Raw genomic sequence first — 14,733 nt, 5'->3', positions numbered from 1 at the left:
GTTGTTGTTTTACCTAAGCCTAAATTAGGAAAATTTACCTAATGGAAAAAATAAAATTAAAAATATAGTTTTAAAACTATCCGATAATTAATTTTTGTCCGGGCTTGATTTGATTGGAGTTCAGGTTATTGAGCTTTTTGAGCTGATCGATGCTCACCCCCTCGAGTTTTCGCGAAATCAGCCACAAGGAATCGCCGGGTTGTACGGTGTACATTTTTCCAGCGCTTGTTTCCGTAACGGCAGGGGGCTGTTGGGACGACGCAATGGTTTTGTCAAAGGAGTCGTTGTCCTGGTAGATGTGCAGTACCTGACCGATGCGAATGGTATTGGAATACAGGTTGTTCCAGGATTTTAATTGACTCACGGATACGCCGTACTGTTGCGCTATTTTTCCCAAAACGTCTCCGCTGCGAACCCGATAGGTGAGGTTGTGCAACGGTTTCTCGGGCTCTTCCGGAAGGGATGCCAGGTACCGTTCCTTTTCTAGCTGCAGGGAATCAACCAACCAGGGCTGGTTTTCGGTAATGAAGGCAACTTTGTGTAGGGGTACGTTGATGGTTCGGTCTTTGTTGAAGTCGGGTACTTCGGATCGCAGCAGGGAAGGGTTTAGGTATTCCAGGTCTTCCAGGCAAAGGTCCGTGAATTTGGCCAGGTTTTCCAGCGTAAATCCCGCTCCCAGACTTACTTTATCAAAGTCCATGGCATAGGCAGGTTCTTCCAGTATCAGGTTATGCGCTTCAGCATGCCGAAGTACGTACATGATTGCCTGAAATTGAGGAATGTAGCTACGTGTCTCTCTGGGTAAGTAGCGGTAGATCCCCCAGAAGGTTCTTTTTCCTCCCGACCTGCGGATGGCCTTGTTTACGTTTCCAGGGCCGCAGTTGTACGCCGCCAAAGCCAATTCCCAATTGTTGTACCTGCGGTTCAAGACCTTGAGGTATCGAAGTGCTGCATCGGTGGATTTTTCGGGGTCCAGTCGATCATCTACGTGGCTGTTGACATACAATTGGTATTCCTTGCCGGTAGCCGGCATGAATTGCCAGAGCCCCATAGCTCCCACGCGCGACCTGGCTTTCGGATTCAATCCCGATTCGATGATGGCCAGGTACTTGATGTCGGCAGGCATGTCGTGTTTTTCCAACGCCTCGTCAAAAAGCGGAAAAAACATGTCCTGTCTGGCCAATACCATGCGGGTATAATCCCTGTTTCGTACCGTAAAATAGTTGATGAAGGCAAAAATCGTTTCGTTTAACTCGAAGGGCATGTCCGTTTCCATGGCCGCCACGCGTTTCTCTACCTCATCGTAGGTAAAGTCCGGAATGTGTTCGTAGTCGTAAAACGGGGCTACGGTTTCTGTCATCCTTGTTTCGCTAGCCAATTGATTGATTTGATCCTGGGCGATAGCTGCGGGAAAAAACAGGCTCCCTGCCAGCAAGCTCGTCAACACGTTTTTGAAAAATCCTTCCCTCATATCCTTCGTATAGTTAATTGTTTGGTGCCGCTTCCGTCAGGTAATTGGCGAATGCATACAATTCCGCCTCCTTAAATGAATTGGCCATGATTTGCAAGCCTATAGGCAATCCCTTCTTGTCCGTTCCGTTGGGAATGGACACCGCCGGTACACCGGATACGGAGGCCTGTACGGTAAACAGGTCTTCCAGGTACATGGCCACCGGATCGTTGGAATGTTCCCCAAACTTAAATGCGGTGCTCGGCGTAGTCGGGAGCACGATGTAATCGAATTTGGTCAATAAATCTTCGGTAAATTCCTTGATTAACCGCCTCACCTTTTGTGCCTTGGTGAAGTAGGCATCGTAATAGCTGGCGCTTAGCACAAAGGTCCCCAGCATGATTCTCCGTTTCACTTCTTCGCCAAAACCTTCGGATCGGGTCAGCTTGTACATGCTTTCCAGATTGTGGGCATTTGGCGTTCGGTATCCGTATTTAACACCGTCGAACCTGGAAAGGTTCGAACTGGCTTCTGCGGTGGTCAGGATGTAATAGGTGGGTAGCACATAATCCAGCAAAGGGAAAGCCACTTCTTCTACCTGATGTCCTTCCTCCGCAAGTTTTTTTAGGATTTGCAGGGTGTGCTCTTTTATTTCCGGTTGCAGCGCATCGGAATGGACCGTTTCCTTCAGGTAGGCAATTTTTGCGGGCTTGTTGAAATGAAGCAGGTTGCTGTATTCCGGCACGGCTTTTCTGGAAGAAGTACTGTCGTAATCGTCCGAACCAGCCATGGTTTCCAGTACCAGGGCATTGTCTTTTATGTTTTTCGAAAAGACCCCAATGGTGTCAAAAGAAGAGGCATAGGCAATCAATCCATAGCGGGATACCCGGGAATAAGTGGGCTTGATGCCAATAACTCCCGTGAATGCTGCGGGTTGGCGTACCGAGCCTCCGGTATCGGTTCCGAGTGATACGGTACACAGATTGGCCTGAACGGCCACTGCCGAGCCACCGGAAGACCCCCCGGGTACCCGGCTTTCGTCCAGTGCATTTTTCACCGGGCCATGCACGGAATTTTCATTGGAGGAACCCATTCCGAATTCGTCGCAATTCAATCTGCCAATGATGATGGCGTCCTGCTCAATCAATCGTTGAATGGCGGTGGCGGTAAATTGGGATTCGAAGCCCTCCAGGATTTTGCTGGAGGCATTGGCAGTATGTCCCTGATAGCAGAGCACATCTTTGATTCCCACCACCATACCGGCCAGTTTTCCGGCCTTCCCGGCAGCAATTTTTTCATCAATGGCCGCGGCCTGCTCCAAAGCCGAAGAGCCATAAACTTCAACGAAGGCGTTTAAATGCGCCTTCGTCTCAATGTTGTTTAGGTAATAAGTTACAATCGCTTTGCAATCCGTTTCCTTTTTTTCCAGCGATTTTTTTATCTCATCGAATGAAAGAAATTTTTCCAACGTGTTATTTTTTTGCTTTTTTGTTGTCATCCTTCAGTCCTTCCTCCAAATCATCCTGAATCTCTTTGGTGGCATCTTTGAATTCACGTATTCCTCTGCCAAGACCTCTAGCCAATTCGGGAATTCTTTTTGCACCAAAAAGAAGAATGACTACCAGAACGATGATCACCAGTGATCCCCCTCCGATATTTTGTATAAAACCCAATGTACTCATGTTTCGCTTATTTTAATTATGAAATTGTTACAAATATATCACTGTGCTTTTCTAACGCAAAGGAAATAAAGCATGTTGTAATTATTTTTTCTAATTATGGTAAAATTTACGCATTATTTGCTAGAAAGCCAAATACTTGGGTCCATTACTTGCAGGCCTTTCCAGGTTTGAAAATGCAACTCGGACAGGCCATCGCTGTCGGTATACACGGTGCCAATAACGGTGGAAGTCGACACTTCCTGGCCTGATTTTACAGCAATGGTCTTTAAGCGGCTATACATGGTATAAAACTCCCCATGTTTGATGATGATGGTCCCCCCCATGCCTGGTACCGTAGTGATTTTTGTGACGATTCCCGCAAACACGGCCTTTACGGGTGCATTGTTATTTGTTTGAATGTCCACGCCATCGTTGGTCTCGGTGATTCCTTTTAGGGTGGGGTGGGGGAAGGTCCCGTATTTTTTGGATATAAATCCGGTTTCTACCGGCCAGGGTATGTTGCCCCGGTTGCTGGCAAAGGAAGCGGAAAGTGCCGAAGCACTTGTACTCGGCGTGGCCGGAAGGTTGCGGGCGGCAGGAGCTTCGCTGCTTTTCCCGCTTTCCTTCTCCTCCCGGGCTTTGGCCAGGCGCATTTCTTCCTCGATTACCCGCTTGATCACCCGATTGAGTTCTTCTTGCTGTTTTCGGGTAGCGGCGATTTCTTGTTTCAATGCCTCTTCCTTTTGACTGAGGGAATTGACCAGTTGTTGCTGCTCTTGTTTCAATGCGCTCAATTCCTTCCGTTGGGCTTCTTCCTGGGCCAACACGGCCAGTTGCCCGGCTTCTTGTTTCTCTAGCTGAGCCTGCTTTTCGGTCAGTTCCCGGCTGACTTTTTCCATTTGTTCCACCTGTTTTTTTCGTGCATCGCTGTATTGTTTCAGGTATTTCAACCGCATGTAAAACTGCTTAAACGTAGCGGATGTAAAAATGAACGTAATCAGGTTTACCCCCTGATTTAGTTTGTAGGAGGTGTAGATCATTTGCGCATATTCTTCCCTGAGGTTTTCCAACTCGCTGCTGAGCCGATTGATTTGGTTGGAGGTTTGGCGGATTTCCGTTTTTACCAGGCGCAGCTCCCGGTTTAGGGTGGCAATGTAGCTTTCTCTGGCTTCCAGCTTTTGGTTGACGGCGCGGAGTTCGCTCAGGGATACCCGTTTTTCGTCCGTGGTTCGTTTCAAGACCGTATCGAATTCCCGCAGCCTTTTTTGGATTCTGGCCTTTTCTTCTTCCAGTTCGGCCCTGCTTGCGGTGACCTGTGCCTGGGAATTGGGTGTGGGCAGGACCCACAGAAGCAGGCAGAGTAGTAGAAATACGAAACTACGGGGAAAGAAATTAAAAATTGTATGGGAAGCTGAGTGGGTCATCCGTTAGTTCTACTTTTACCATTTCTGCATTCACAAAAAAATTCGATTTGGGCTTCTGAGGTAAGCTGAGCACCATTTTAATAATGGCTTGATAGGGAAACGGTTGCCCCTGAAGGTCCCGGAAGTCCATGTAAGACGCGGAAAGGCTCCCCGATCGAGTTTTTGAGGCCTCACTTTCCAGTTGGGTTACTTTTCCATGACCGGCGTCCACGAGTGTTTTGTACAGGATGTTTTCCCGTTCTTGCCTCAGCTCAAAGGTTTTTCCCACCCGAATTAGCCGGTCCCTGTAGGTGAATTCGTGGGGGATATTGGCAAATAACAGGTTTTGGAAGAGGGAAAAGGAGAGGGGGACTCCATATTTTTGCTGAAATTCCTGATAGCCCATATCAATTTTCTGGCCATTTATCCGGTCCCGTATTTTGATCTGATCGGTGCTGATGTAGCCCCTCACCGCCTCTATTCCAAGCCCGGGCGACATGTTAAACCAGATAATGCTGTCTTTTTTTGCGCGGATGTTTAGGGTGCCTTTGGTGATTTTTCCGTCCTGTTCTTCTACGGTGACCTTTCCTTTTGCGGTAAGGTAGTTGTAATTCAAATAATACGGTTCAAATTCGTCCATCACTCGGTCAGCGCTAAAGGAAAGGGGTTTCCTTGCACAAGAGAAGACCATCAATGCGCCTAAAACGAAGGCAACTAACTTACCCTTACTCATAATATGTTTTGTTTTGGATTTTTAACGTTAAAAACTCCGACGTGTCCTCCATTTCTTCAGCCTTGATCCAGTAGGTAAGTGCCTGCTCTTTTTCCCCCAACTTGTATAAAATATCGCCGTAATGTTCGAACATGACGCCACTTGGGTCTTTCTGGTGATCAAGCGCTCGTTTCATGTAGGCTTTGGCTTCTTCGTACCGGCCCTGTTGGAACAATACCCAGGCGTGGGTGTCCAGATAGGTTGCGTTTTCAGGGAATCGATTTACCAATTTGAACGACATCTCGTATGCCTTCTCCAACTCCTTTTTTTCCAAAGAGAGAAAGTAGGCATAATTATTTAAAATATGCTCATAATTTTTATTTTCTGCCAAAACTTTTTCATAGGCTTCGAAAGCGGCCTCTTTTTCGCCAAGTGCATGCAGGGCATCTCCAAGTTGGGCATTCGCCATGAGGGATAATTGTCGATTGGCGCCTCCATTTAAGGAAAGGGCTTTGCTCAATGCGGTTTTTGCTGCTTCGTTCTCCTTGTTGCCCAAGTGAGCCGTGCCCAGGTAGAACCAAAGTTCGGCACTTTCCGGAGCGGATTCGGTGGCGGCCCTGGCCACGTCCGCGATCGCATCGAAGGGCTCCTGGACCTCAAACATCAAGGGGACTAACTTTTGGTACAGTTCCGCATTATCCGGGGCTTCCTGAAGCGAGCGTTTGAAATACGAAACGGCCGCTTCGGTCTCCCGCTGTTGCAGCTTCCAATTTCCCAACGCTGCCAGTACCTCCGGGTCGCGGGGGTGAAGGGGTTCCATGTGGGAAGCAAGGGTATCCAGCCATTGGTCGCGGGCCGAATTTTGCAATTGAGCGAGGATTCCCGAAAATGCGCGGGCTTTTGCGGACGGGTCCAGGTCCGGATGGCTGATTCCCTCCAGTAAAAACTTTCTGGATTCCTTCACGTTGCCCTGTTCCTGATACAGGCTGTGCGCCGCCATTTTCAACTCGGGCTGATTCGGATAGGCAGCCATGGATTCCAATACCAGCTCCAGGGCCTGCTCGTTCCGGTTATTGTTGAAGAGGATTTCTACCAGGGCGAGGACGTACCGGGCATTGCCGGGATGGGCATCGATCAACTTTTCGCCTTCGGTGATCGCCATTTCCAGGTTGTTTTTCCGCAGGTAAATGCGTTGCTTTTGCGCTGTCAGTTGTTCCACCACTCCAAAGTAGTCTTCCGCTTTGTTCAGCGCGTCCAGCGCTTTGTCGAATTCATGTAAGGTCAGGTACAGGGAGGCCAAATCCAGGATGTATTGCTGGTAATTCCCATCCTGCTCCATTAATTTTTCGAGGATCTCTGCGGCTTTTCGGCTTTCGTTTTGCTCGTTGTAAATTTCGGCCAATTGCAGGTGATAGTATTTGTTGTCAGGATCCAGGGCCAGTGCCTGTTGGCCGTAATCCAATGCTTTCTCAGGTTGGTTGGCGCGTACCATCATTTCGGATAGTTTGAAATAAATGGCGGATTCTTCCTCGTCAAATTCCAGGGCCTTGGTAAAATAAAAATAGGCCTTTTCGTATTCCTCCAGCATCAGGTGTTTTTGCCCCTCGATAAACAGCCGGTCAGCCATCATCTCCTTTTTCTGTGTTTTTCGTTCTTTACGGCTTAGTTTTTCCTGTGCGAGGACCGACTCAGGCCCCATCAGGGCAGCAATCAGCAAAGAAAAAAACCAGATTACCGTTCGTTGATACCACTTATTCATTGATTGTTTGCTTGTTTAGTACCTGCTACCCGTTCCTTTCCGCTGTGCACAGGCAGTTGCCGGGCCTGTACCCGGCTCCGGGTGTTTTAATAGAAGATCGGAAGGAGTTGCTCATATCATCTTTTCTTACAATTAATGCGGGCAATTGGTTCCCAGGAGGCCTGTCGCTTGGTGCCCCGGAAGCCGACCCGGACTACCTTCCGGTGCTTCCATAGCCCCCTGATCCTCTGTTGGTTTCGGACAGGGTTTCGGCCGCATTCCATTGGATCTGCTCATGTTTGGCTACCACCATCTGCGCTATCCGTTCTCCATCCTGAACGATAAAATCGGTGTTGGAATTATTGACAAGCAGGATTTTAATTTCCCCCCGATAGTCGGCATCGATCGTCCCGGGGCTGTTGAGTACCGTCACTCCAAATTTAAAGGCCAGACCACTCCTGGGACGGATCTGGGCTTCGTATCCGGCCGGAAGCTCGATAAACAAGCCCGTCCCGATCAATTGCCGCTCCAGGGGCTTCAGTACTACCGGCGAATCAAGATTTGCCCGCAGGTCCAGCCCGGCGGACAATTCGGTTTGGTAGGCGGGTAGGGGGTGTTTGGATTTATTGATGACGTTAATTTGCATGGTTGCGCTTACGTATGGAATGAAATAGTGAATATAGTTCCTTTTTTTCCATGAAGAAAATCAGTATCAAAAACACCAGAAATACGCCATTTTGTAGCAGAAAATCGACGGCCACATTCCCCGTATCCAGCCAAAATCCGGCATAACTAAACAGAAAAGCCGTTCCCAGGTAGCTCAGACCTTTGCCGGTCTGATAGGGTATGGGGTAGTATTTCTGACCGGTCAGGTAACACAAAATCACCATGGTCAGGTAGCATCCCAGGGTGCTGAGTGCCCCGCCGATAAACCCGAGGACCGGCACCAGGGTCAGGATGATGAGCACGGTGACCACCGCTCCCGCAAAGGTAATGTAAAAACTGTAGCGGGTCTGATCGGTGATCTTAAACCAAATACTCAGGTTGTAATATACCCCTAACAGCAGGTAGCCCATCAGTAAGATGGGGACCATGGGAAGGGCGATTTCGTACCCGTCGGCCTGAAAAAAGAGGCTGCCGATTAGCGTTAGGTTGACTGCCACTGCCACCATGAGTGCCGAACAGAAGATAATGAACCAGTGCATGACCCGGGCAAATAGCTGTGGGTTGTTTTTATTTTCGGATTGTTGAAAGAAAAAGGGTTCGCCGGCGTATTTAAATGCCTGAATGATCAGGCTCATGATGATGGCTAGCTTAAAATTCGCTCCGAATACTCCGCCTGCTTCCCGTGCACTCAGCTGCGGGTAGTTGTTTTCCGGGAGGGCGTATTCAAAAAGCCCCCGGGAAAAGACCTCGTTGGTCACCCCGGCCAGCCCCATAAAAAGCAGCGGTAGGGCATACTGCCACATGGGGGCCAGTATGGACGCCTTGAGCTCAAACTTCCAGGTGCCTACGAGTTTCCACACCAGCGGTAAAATCAGGAAGTTGGCCAGGACGTTTGCTAATACAATGTAATCCACTCCCCCATTCGGCCGGTACCATTGGTTGACCCAGGGCTGCAAATCCGGAAGGATGTCCCCATTTACCACGTGAAAAGCAACGACGATAAACAAGATATTGAATCCCACGTTGAGGAAGATGTTCGCCAGTTTGACCGTGGCAAAGGTGACGGCCCGGCCGTCCAGCCTCAATTTGGCAAAAGGGATGGCCATCAGGGCATCAATGGTGAGAATCAGCGCGGCCCATTGAAACAGGTGGGCTTTTCCGGAAAAATCGAAAAAATCGGCCAGCGGTGCTGCGGCCAGATACAGGATTAATCCCAGGGCCAGGGCAACGAGGCAGACCAGTGACTGCGTATTTCGGTAAACCTTTTCGGGAGGCAAACCTTTGCCCGTGGAAAAACGGAAAAAGGAGGTCTCCATGCCAAAGGTAAACACCACGTTAAGAAACGCAATCAACGCGTACAGAATGGTGAAGGAACCGAGATCTTCTTTGGGTAGGTAACCGGTATACAGGGGGACCAGTAAAAAGTTGATGGATTTTCCCAGAATACTACTGACACCATAGATGGCAGATTGCCCGGCTAATTTTTTTAACAGCCCCATAAAAAATAAAAAAGGGGATTATTCCCCTTTGAAGTTAGGTTTTCTTTTTTCCAGGAAGGCTTTGGTGCCCTCTCGGTAATCTTCCGATTTGACACACCTGGCAAAGCTATTGGCTTCGATCTGGTAGCCGTTTTCGTCGTTGGCAAAAACCGCATTGACGCAATCCACGATCATTCCGATGGAGAGCGGGGCCTTGCTCATGATTTTTTTCAAGATTTCTTCGGCCTTGGCGATGGCTTCCTCTTTGGTGGCTTCAACGTGATTTAGGAGTCCGAGTGCCTTAGCTTCATTGGCGTCGAGCATATCTCCCGTCATCAAAATCTCCGTGGCTTTGGTTCTTCCGATCAGGTGGGTGAGCCGCTGCGTTCCGCCATAGCCGGGGATGAGGCCCAAATTCACTTCTGGCTGCCCAAATTTGGCATTGGTCGTCGCAATGCGCATGTGACAGGCGATCGCCAGTTCGCAGCCCCCTCCGAGGGCATAGCCGTTGACCACGGCCACCACTGGTTTATGGCAGGATTCAATGATTTCGAAAACCTCCTGACCAAATTCAGCAAATTTCCGGGCATTGAGTTCGTTGAGCTCCGAAATTTCATTGATGTCAGCACCTGCCACAAACGCCTTATCTCCCGCTCCGGTAATGATAACACCACGGATGGATTTGTTATCGTTCACCTCGTTGAAAATGTTTTTCAACTCCTCCAAGGTGTTGAAGTTTAGGGCGTTGAGTTTGGACTCCCGGCTGATGGTCAGGTAAAGTATTCCGTCTTTCGTTTCGAAAAGAATATTTTTTTGTTCTGCCATTCCAATTCTTCAATGATACGGCTCAAATATACGAGGAGTGCAAACAATCACAAAAGATTCGGTTAAAAATCGTGATTGGCAGAAACGGACATATAAAATAAATAATTAAAAAAATGCCGTTTGAATTTATAAATCAGTTGTTCAAATCCAAAACCGCCAAAAATTTGACGGAGAAATGCGCGCTACCGGTATGCGCTTACCGCGCTGGCCGGGTGAATCTTCGTATTCCTACTTAATAAACGAGCACTTGAAATGTTACTGTACCAATTTTTCCTATTTTTGTACCATCTTAAAACCTAACGAGATCAAATTATATGTCCGACAAAAGAAAAATTACAGTTGCCTATGGGGATGGAATCGGTCCTGAAATCATGACGGCCACCCTTTCCATTTTGGAGGCTGCAGGCGCAGCCATAGAAACTGAAGTCATCGAAATCGGAGAGCAGGTATACCTGAAAGGGATTAGTTCCGGAATTGAGCCCAGTGCCTGGGATTCGCTACGCGAAACAAAGGTGTTTTTAAAATCGCCCATTACCACGCCTCAGGGAGGAGGGTTTAAGAGTCTGAATGTAACGACTCGAAAAACATTGGGCCTGTACGCCAATGTCCGGCCTTGCAAGGCCTATTCCCCCTTCATTCGCACGCATTTCCCGGAGACCGATATGGTGATTATTCGCGAAAACGAGGAAGATCTGTATGCAGGCATCGAACACCGGCAAACTGAGGAGGTCTACCAATGCCTCAAATTGATCTCGCGACCGGGAAGCGAGAAGATTGTTCGGTACGCGTTCGAATATGCACGCATGAACAATCGCAAACGGGTCACCTGCATGACCAAAGACAACATCATGAAGATGGCGGACGGTATATTTCGTCAGGTTTTTAACGAAGTAGCCAGGGAGTATCCGGATATTCAAACGGATCATAAGATCATCGATATTGGTACCGCATTGATCGCCGACCGGCCAGAGATGTTTGACGTGATCGTGACATTGAACCTATACGGGGACATCATTTCCGACGTCGCCGCTCAGATTACCGGTTCCGTAGGCCTGGGTGGGTCAGCGAATATAGGAGAGGAAGTGGCCATGTTTGAAGCCATCCACGGTTCCGCTCCGGATATCGCCGGAAGGGATATTGCCAATCCTTCCGGACTGATCAACGGCGCCATCATGATGCTGGTGCATATCGGGCAGCCGGCTGTGGCTGAAACGATTAGCAATGCCTGGATGCGAACCCTGGAGGACGGCATCCACACCGGGGATATTTATCAGGAAAGCATCAGCAAAAAGCGGGTCGGAACCCAGGAATTTGCAGCCGCTGTCGTAGAACGAATAGGTAAAGCACCCGTAACCATGAAAAAAGCATCTTTTCCCAGGTCTACCCGGTCTGAGCAGGAACTGAAAGCGGCCCTGGCCATTGGCCCTGGTAAAACCTCCAAAAAAGTACTGATAGGACTGGATGTTTTCATCGATTGGAAGGAAGACGATCGGGATCCAAACGTGCTGGGCGAGGCCTTGCGGGCAGTAGATGCCGCCGGCCTAAAAATGCAATTGATCACCAACAGGGGCGTGCGGGTGTATCCGGGCGGAATGAAAGAAACCTTCTGTTCGGATCATTGGCGGGTCCGGTTTTTTAATGCCGACGAGAGTGCCATCAGCCATGAGCAGTTGATCGATGTCTTACAGCAGGTCAAACAACTGGGGTTTGACTTTATCAAGACCGAAAATTTGTACACGTTTGACGGGGTCAGGGGTTTTTCCCTGGCGCAAGGGGAATAAATGCGGGCGTTCACGATTGCCTGCGGGTTGGGTTTCAACCTGCAGGCCTTGCTTAGTTAAGGTATGAAGCGGGTATTGATCATCACGTATTACTGGCCCCCAAGCGCCGGATCGGGCGTACAACGTTGGCTTAAGTTTTCTAAATTTCTGCCGGAATTCGGCTGGCAGCCCGTAATTTTTACCCCGGAAAACCCCGATTTTGCCTTGCAAGACCATTCTCTTGAAGCAAAAGTAGGAGCGGATACCGAAGTGATGAAGTTCCCCATATGGGAACCTTACCAGCTTTTTAGGCGAATCAGGAAAGGGGAAATCAAAGATACTTCCCGTATTCTGGAACAGAAAGCGCCCTCCTTGCTGGATCAAGTTGCCGTATGGTTGCGGGGAAATGCCCTGATACCCGATCCAAGACGATTCTGGGTAAAGCCCTCCGTTGAGTTTTTGCAGCGCATTTGGGAAGACAACGCGTTTGAGGCCATCATCACCACCGGCCCTCCCCACAGCATGCACCTGATCGGTAGAAACCTGAAGCGAAAAACCGGTACGCCCTGGCTGGCGGATTTTCGCGATCCCTGGTCAACCTGGGAGTTTTTGGATACCTTGAAGCTGACGTCAGTGGCCAGGAATAAACACCGGAAACTCGAAATGTCGGTTTTCCGGGAGGCAGATGCCCTGGTGACCATTTCGCCAACCTTTGCCCGGGAAATGGAGCAGCTGGCTTCCCGAAAATTTCATGTGCTGACCAATGGCTTTGATCCGGAGGACCTTCCGGCGGGTTTTTCGCCAGCTGCCGACCCGGGTGAAATCCTGGAGATTGTGTACACGGGCGTGATTGACAGTATACGGAATCCGTTTCCTTTTTTGCAGGCCTTGAAGGAAGTTTTTGGTTCCAGCCGGAATCGGGTACGCCTAACCTTTGTTGGAAAAGTAAGCCAGCAGCTTCAAGATCGGATTCGGGAGGACGATTGGCTGCAAGAGCACCTGCATCTCACCGGCTACCTGAATCACGGCGAGGTGTTTTCCTACTACGAAAAAGCGCATCGACTATTGCTGATACTGACCCAGACTAAAAATGCCCGGGGCAATATTCCCGGGAAGCTTTTTGAATACATGGCTACCGGAAGGGAGATCATCGGGATGGGCGACCCGGAAGGGGATGCGGCAAAAATTATCGCGCAGGCGGGAGCGGGTAAGGTATTCGCCCATGAGGATATTGCCGGGCTGATAGGTTACCTGTCCGACCTGCGTAGCCTACCTGAGGCGAAAAAGCAGGAAAACCAAGGGCAGCGATTTCACCGGCGGAACCTGACCCGGCAACTTGCCGACCTGTTGCAGGGGATGCTGAATGCTTAGTTGCTACCCGATTTCAGCCACCTGCCTGCCCGGTCTCGCAGCCACTTTTCTGCCTCTGGAGCGGCGTTTAGCCAATGCACCAGCGAGAGGTAAACGAGCAGTAGCAGGCCACTTCGCAGCAGTAAGTCCAGCAAGATGGTATCCATTTTGGGCAGCAAAAGACCCGCCACCACCCAGCTTAGGCCTCCGGCAAACAGCAGCTGAAACACCGCTTTGGTAAAGGGGTTGAATCCAAGCTTGGCTTTCACATAGAAAAACTTCAGCAAATTGTAAAAAAACATGGCGAGCAGCGAGGCAAATGCCGCCCCCTCGATGCCGTAGCGCGGAATCAAAACCAGGTTAAACACCACCACCGCAGCCGCCATCAGGAGGGTGGCCGTGATATTGAACAGGTAAAACCGGGAAAAGACAATGATTTCTCCATTGACCGAAAAGACCACGTCTGTCAGTTTTCCCAGCCCGATGAGCAGCACCACCCATTTCCCTGCTTCGTAGACCGAGCGATTGGGTACAAAATGGTACAGGGTATCGATGTTAACCCAGATCAATAGAAAGACCAGACCGCATACCAATAATTGATGCACCGCGATTTTCTTGTACAGGGCATTGATTTCATCCAGCCGATTGTCGGCGAATTTACCCGAAATGACCGGCATGGCCACCTGGGAAATCGCTCTTCGGGGCATTTCGATCACCACCGCAATGGAAAAGCCAATGGTATACACGGCATTGGCATCCAGGCCGATCATGGAACTCACCATCAGGCTGTCGATTTTCATAATCAGCAGGGCTCCTGCCGTCCCCAGCAGGGTGATGCTGTTGTACCTGAAAAAGGCCTTTTTTAGCGAATTGGGTATCCCGGCCCAGTCAAATTTTAGGTTCAGCATGCCGGCTTTCCGCATGTATACCAGCATGCTCAGCACGGTGAGAAAATACACAAGCCCCATTCCCCAGATCATTTGCGGAAAGGAGTACCCCTCAAAAAAATAGCCGAGCACCAGTAGTCCCATCAACAGGCGCAAGAGCACATCCCGAATCAGGGAGGGGATGGCGATCTTCAAGTAGGAGCGGCTGAACGCATCCAACAGGCTGTTGACCACCGACAAAAACGTGATCAGCAGGGCTACCAGCAGGTATTCGTTTACTTCCGGCGCTTTTTCGGAAAATGCAGCCGTGAGTGGCTCCTTAAACAGGATAAAAAGAAACAAAACCAGCGTGTAGCCTACCAGTCCCAGAAACAGGCTAAAGGTAAAGAAGGAATGTGGATCGTTTTTTACTTGTGGGAAAAACCGGGTGATTCCATTACCCACCCCCATCTGCGCAAAGGGCATCAGCAGCAGGGCCATGTCCTGTATGGTTTTAAACAGGCCAATTTGCTCCGGTTCCAACACAAACGGTAGCAGCCACAGCAGGTTAAAATACCCGATGACCACGCCAAGGTAGGCCGAGATGGTGGTGAGGATGCTTTGTTTGGCTAGTTTATCCAAAGTGACGAGTACGGATTACATAAAACCTAAAAAGTAAAGGTATCCGGTATTCATGAAATTTGGGTCTATTTACTGGATTTTAATTACTGGTCTTTGTACTAGAAAATTAATTTGACAAGAGGCATGGAAAAACTAGATTTTGTAGTATTCTTGCAATTTAAAGTTGAGTTACGCGCATCGGT

The 14,733-nt window shown here is 49.3% G+C and carries 12 protein-coding genes; 2 read left to right on the top strand and 10 right to left on the bottom strand.

Annotation, left to right across the window (positions count from 1 at the left end; translation table 11 throughout):
- Positions 1–76: 76 nt before the first annotated feature.
- From BMW71_RS16990 to BMW71_RS16950, 9 genes are all read right to left on the bottom strand, one after another.
- Positions 77–1,471, bottom strand: coding sequence for a lytic transglycosylase domain-containing protein (locus BMW71_RS16990; RefSeq protein WP_092176692.1), 1,395 nt, complete (start codon positions 1,469–1,471; stop codon positions 77–79).
- Between the two features lie 13 nt (positions 1,472–1,484).
- Positions 1,485–2,918: an Asp-tRNA(Asn)/Glu-tRNA(Gln) amidotransferase subunit GatA gene (gene gatA / locus BMW71_RS16985; RefSeq protein WP_092176878.1), complete on the bottom strand. Its 1,434-nt coding sequence runs from the start codon at positions 2,916–2,918 to the stop codon at positions 1,485–1,487.
- Positions 2,919–2,922: 4 nt separating this feature from the next.
- A complete protein-coding gene (locus tag BMW71_RS16980; protein WP_092176689.1) occupies positions 2,923–3,132 on the bottom strand; it encodes a Sec-independent protein translocase subunit TatA/TatB in 210 nt (69 codons plus the stop codon).
- Positions 3,133–3,245: 113 nt separating this feature from the next.
- On the bottom strand, positions 3,246–4,535 hold the full coding sequence (locus tag BMW71_RS16975) for a murein hydrolase activator EnvC family protein (protein ID WP_092176687.1): 1,290 nt from the start codon (positions 4,533–4,535) through the stop codon (positions 3,246–3,248).
- Complete coding sequence (locus BMW71_RS16970) at positions 4,504–5,247, bottom strand: lipoprotein insertase outer membrane protein LolB1 (protein WP_092176684.1); 744 nt, start codon at positions 5,245–5,247, stop codon at positions 4,504–4,506. Before BMW71_RS16970 ends, BMW71_RS16975 begins: the two co-directional genes overlap by 32 nt.
- Positions 5,240–6,985, bottom strand: coding sequence for a tetratricopeptide repeat protein (locus BMW71_RS16965; RefSeq protein ID WP_092176681.1), 1,746 nt, complete (start codon positions 6,983–6,985; stop codon positions 5,240–5,242). The genes BMW71_RS16970 and BMW71_RS16965 overlap by 8 nt, the downstream gene beginning before the upstream one ends.
- 193 nt (positions 6,986–7,178) lie before the next feature.
- Positions 7,179–7,610 carry a dUTP diphosphatase gene (gene dut, locus BMW71_RS16960; protein WP_092176679.1) on the bottom strand — a complete coding sequence of 144 codons (432 nt, stop codon included), beginning with the start codon at positions 7,608–7,610 and terminating at the stop codon, positions 7,179–7,181.
- Entirely contained in the window at positions 7,600–9,129 is a 1,530-nt protein-coding gene (locus BMW71_RS16955; protein ID WP_092176676.1) for a lipopolysaccharide biosynthesis protein, read from the bottom strand. The genes dut and BMW71_RS16955 overlap by 11 nt, the downstream gene beginning before the upstream one ends.
- An 18-nt stretch (positions 9,130–9,147) precedes the next feature.
- The gene (locus tag BMW71_RS16950) at positions 9,148–9,933 is read right to left on the bottom strand and encodes an enoyl-CoA hydratase/isomerase family protein (RefSeq protein WP_092176674.1); all 786 of its coding nucleotides are present in this window, start codon (positions 9,931–9,933) and stop codon (positions 9,148–9,150) included.
- A gap of 314 nt (positions 9,934–10,247) precedes the next feature.
- Here BMW71_RS16950 and BMW71_RS16945 point away from each other — a divergent pair, with 314 nt between their 5' ends.
- Entirely contained in the window at positions 10,248–11,714 is a 1,467-nt protein-coding gene (locus BMW71_RS16945) for an NADP-dependent isocitrate dehydrogenase (protein WP_092176671.1), read from the top strand.
- Between the two features lie 63 nt (positions 11,715–11,777).
- Positions 11,778–13,064, top strand: a complete 1,287-nt coding sequence (locus BMW71_RS16940) for a glycosyltransferase family 4 protein (RefSeq protein ID WP_092176669.1) — start codon at positions 11,778–11,780, stop codon at positions 13,062–13,064.
- Here BMW71_RS16940 and BMW71_RS16935 read toward each other — a convergent pair.
- Positions 13,061–14,551, bottom strand: a complete 1,491-nt coding sequence (locus BMW71_RS16935) for a lipopolysaccharide biosynthesis protein (RefSeq protein WP_092176666.1) — start codon at positions 14,549–14,551, stop codon at positions 13,061–13,063. The two genes, BMW71_RS16940 and BMW71_RS16935, sit on opposite strands and share 4 nt — an antisense overlap.
- Positions 14,552–14,733 lie beyond the last annotated feature (182 nt).

It is taken from the genome of Cyclobacterium xiamenense, assembly GCF_900109255.1.
Classification (GTDB): domain Bacteria; phylum Bacteroidota; class Bacteroidia; order Cytophagales; family Cyclobacteriaceae; genus Cyclobacterium; species Cyclobacterium xiamenense.
Note: the sequence above shows the minus strand (reverse complement) of the source record. Positions and strands in the feature narration are given on the sequence as shown.